We start from the raw sequence: 4,266 nt of genomic DNA on the forward strand, positions 1-4,266 counted from the left end.
GAAGAAAAATAGTAACAAAATCTAACTATAAGTGTAACAAAATAGTAAAAAAATAAAAAATTTATTTGATAAAAATAATAAAAATACATAGTTACATTTTGTTACTATTTTTCTTCATAATTTTATATTTATAATTAATTATTTACCTGCTATAGAAAGTCCTTCCACAATCACTGATGGAGATCCAACATTACTCATAGGAAATTTCAAATCATTTCCAACTACTATTATATTCTTAAGTAAATCAAAATAATTTCCAGCCAAAGTTATTTGTTCAACTGGGAATGACTTCTTTCCACCCTCTACATAGAAACCTTTCGCTGCCAGTGAGAAATCTCCACTTACAGTATTAGCTCCCGAGTGAAGTCCTGCTAAGTCTGTGATTATTACACCTTCTCCAATTTCCTTCATCAAATCATCAAATGACATACTACCCTTTTGTAGATATAGATTACTTTCACTTACTCCCACAGATGATGCATAAGAAGACTTAAATCCATTACCAGTAGTCTTTACACCTTGTTTGTGGGCAGTTTTTAAGTTATGAAGTAATGTTACTAATTTTCCATTTGAAACTAATCCTTTTGTAAATGTAGCCACACCTTCATCATCGAAAGGAGCTGATGCAAGCCCACCATCCATTAATGGATCATCAATTATTGTAACAACTTCAGATGCTATCATTTCACCTTCTTTACCTTTTAAAAGTGATAAACCTTTTTGAGCTGCGTCACCACTGAATGTACACGCAAATGTTTCTAAAAGTTGAACCATTGCTTCATTGTAAATTATAGTTTTATAACTTCCTGATGGTATACTTTTCCCTCCTAATTTAGATAAAGCTTCCTTAACACCTTCTTTGGCAATTTTAGCAGGATTTACTTCATCTATAGAAGATGCTAGCACATATCCTACTCCATCATTTTTTCCATTTTCATCTTCTACAACTGGTACTACATAAGATGTAAGGATATTATCTTTATTGGAAAGTTCTAGACCTTTCGTATTATATATACCATAATTTGATGAAGAATAAGAAATTTTACATCCGTTTATATTTACAACTTTGTCAGAATAATTTTTAGCTTCTTTTTCTAAATTAAGAGCTAAATCTATCATTTTTGCTGGATCTATATTTTCCAATTCTTTAGAATAAGTTTTTACTTCACTGTATTTTTCATCACCTTCATATATAAATTGAACATCTTCATTTTCAATTAAGGCAGCACTATTTTTTGCACTGTTTATCAACATATCTATGGTAGATTCATCAAGTATTTCAGTGAAAGAATAACCCATTTTTCCATTTATTTTTCCTCTAAAAGAAAGTCCAAATGATTTAGATAAATTATATTTTTCAACTTCTCCTTCATATACACTTATGCTTATACTTTCGCCATCACTATAATAAACTTCACATTCATTAAATCCGCTATCTATTGCTTTTTTAAATAATAAGTTTTTAAAATCTAAAAAATTCATCTATTCTTCACTCCTTCCACCAACAGTTATCTCTTTAACTCTTATCATAGGCTGACCTACGTTAGTTGGAATAGAGCCAGATGATGAACCGCACATTCCTTGAGCTTGAGCTAAATTATCTCCTACCATGTCTATATTCATAAGGACTTGGCTACCTTTACCTATTAAACTTGCACCTCTTACTGCTTCTTTAATCTCTCCATTTTTCACTAAATATCCTTCAGCTACAGCAAAGTTAAACTCTCCAGTTACTGGGTTTACAGAACCACCACCCATTTTTTTAGCATAAAGACCATCATCTATTGATTTTATTATATCTTCTACTTTATCTGTTCCTGCTGCTATGTATGTGTTTGTCATTCTAGAAGTTGGTGCAAATTTATAACTTTGTCTACGAGAACTTCCAGTAGGTGCCATGTTCATTCTTCTTCCATTCAGTTTATCTATCATATATGATTTTAAAATTCCATTTTCTATTAAAACATTTCTTTGAGTAGGATTACCTTCATCATCTATATTACTTGATCCCCAATGATTTGTTAGAGTTCCATCATCAATAGCAGTTACTTTAGTAGATGCAATTTGCTCTCCTAATTTATCTGTAAATACTGAATTTCCTTTAGCAACTGATGTTGCCTCTAGAGAATGACCACAAGCTTCATGGAATATTACTCCACCAAATCCGTTGTCTATTGCCACTGTCATCTTACCAGCAGGACAATTTTTAGCATTAAGCATAGTATAAGCTACCCTTGATGCTTCTTTTCCATAGTACTCTGGGTCTACATCTTCAAATAATTCAAATCCCTTGCATGCTCCAGGTCCTTCAAATCCTGTTTGATTTTCGTTACCTCTTGATGCTACTGAAGTTATTCCAAGTCTAGTTCTCACTCTGCTATCTTCTATATATAATCCTTCAGTATTTGCAATTAGTACGTTTTGCTCCTTGTCTGAGTAGTTTATACTCACTTGTGATATTTCACTGCTGTATTCTTTGGCACTTTTATATGCTTTTTTCATTACATTTATTTTATCTTGGTAATCCACACTACTAGGATATAGTTTAATAGGATTTATATTTGTTGTAACTTTACAGTTATTTATCACTACCATTTTCTCATCAGATAAACTACCTAATGCTAAGGCTGCTTTGTAGGCAGTATCTAACATTGAGCTTAGTGAGTTGTCGTTAGTGTATGCGTATACACTTTTTAGTCCCTTGAAAATTCTTATTCCTATTCCGTAAGTTCTTCCTCCTAGGATATTTTCTATTTTACTATCTATTATACCAATGTTGTTTGTTATACAATCTTCTTCGAATATTTCTGCAAAATCTCCACCAGTTACTAGGCACTTTTCAAGTACTTGTGTGGCTATTTGTTTTGTGATCATATTGTTCCTCCTGTTTTTTTGTATATGTATATTATACCAATTTTAGGGTAAAATTTAACATAATAAAAAGGCATTACATTTTTGTAACGCCTTTTGCTTATTTTATGAATTATTATATGGTAATAAATAAATATTTAAAATACTATCTTACCTTTTATTTATTCTTTATGATCTATTATTGTTTTTGAAGTATCTAAATCTTGATTTAAACATCTTTGACTGTTTATTCTCTCTAATATAAGCATTTCATTTAAAATACCTTTTATTTGATTTGTTACACTCTCTAATTCTAGTTTTTTATCTTTTAATTTTGAATTAGGTTTAACATCTTCCACTTTTTCAATATGGTCTATTATTGTTTTTGTTGTATCTAAATCTTGGTTTAAACATCTTTGACTGTTTATTCTTTCTGATACTAACATCATATTTAATAGCCTTTTTCCTTCTTGGATTAAATTATCCATTTCTTCTTCTGTAAATTCTTCACTAGTTTCTTTATGATCTATTATTGTTTTTGTTGTATCTAGGTCTTGATTTAAACATCTTTGACTATTTATTCTTTCTGAAACTAGTATCATTTTTAATAAATTACCTAATTCACCTTTTAAATTATTTAAAGATTTATTTAAATTCATATTATCACCTCAGTACTATTTTACACATTTTTACGTGATTTTCCTATAAAAACTTTTAATTTTTTGCCATTTTTTGATAAATACCATTTTTTCATTAGATAAGTTTACAAGCACAGGTGATGTATTATACCAATAATTGGTGAGATGTTAATATATTGACTTATTATTGCATAAATTTAGTCTACTAAATAATTCCCAATTTATTTTTTATCTCAGGTAAATATTTTAGAAATGCAGTATAAAAATCTTCTTTTATATTAATACGATAACAACTGTCTAATAAAATTTGATTAATTTCCTCAAGTTCTTTTTCATCTCTTACAAACTTTAAACGGAAAGTTAATGCTTTAATAAATTTATACCACTCTAAAATAAATTTTTTATTATCATCATAATTTTCAATTCCTATCCATTCACTTACTTTAACATCTTTTAAATTCTCTTTAGGACAGTTTCCTACTTGTAAAAAGTACTTATAGCTGTCATCTTTATACACTCTTCCAAGAGGAAATAGACGACAAATATTTGGTCGTTTAGAATGGATTGTACATCTTCCTTCTTTGTTTAAAAAACTACACTTTTTGTTATGATCTTGCATTTTTAAGTATGGTAGTAAAATTTTATTATTTTCACGTAATTCAATCTTGTCTCCTAATAGTTCATCAAATTCTACACCTAGATAGTTTACCATTTCATAAATATCAAAAGGTGTAAGTACTACTAAGTCTCCCACATCACAACAACAATCACTGCATCC

Annotated in this window: 4 protein-coding genes; all 4 read right to left on the reverse strand. The window is 29.3% G+C overall.

Going from position 1 to position 4,266, the window contains the following annotated elements:
- Positions 1-138 precede the first annotated feature (138 nt).
- Positions 139-1,482: a TldD/PmbA family protein gene (locus tag J7G74_RS08090; protein ID WP_297133925.1), complete on the reverse strand. Its 1,344-nt coding sequence runs from the start codon at positions 1,480-1,482 to the stop codon at positions 139-141.
- Positions 1,483-2,874, reverse strand: a complete 1,392-nt coding sequence (locus J7G74_RS08095) for a TldD/PmbA family protein (RefSeq protein ID WP_297133928.1) — start codon at positions 2,872-2,874, stop codon at positions 1,483-1,485.
- A 158-nt stretch (positions 2,875-3,032) separates the two neighbouring features.
- Positions 3,033-3,509, reverse strand: a complete 477-nt coding sequence (locus J7G74_RS08100; protein ID WP_297133931.1) for a hypothetical protein — start codon at positions 3,507-3,509, stop codon at positions 3,033-3,035.
- A gap of 184 nt (positions 3,510-3,693) precedes the next feature.
- Positions 3,694-4,266: YkgJ family cysteine cluster protein (locus J7G74_RS08105; RefSeq protein ID WP_297133934.1), on the reverse strand; the 573-nt coding region annotated here is incomplete at its 5' end.

The sequence above is a fragment of the Terrisporobacter sp. genome (genome assembly GCF_017888745.1).
Taxonomy (GTDB): Bacteria; Bacillota; Clostridia; order Peptostreptococcales; family Peptostreptococcaceae; genus Terrisporobacter.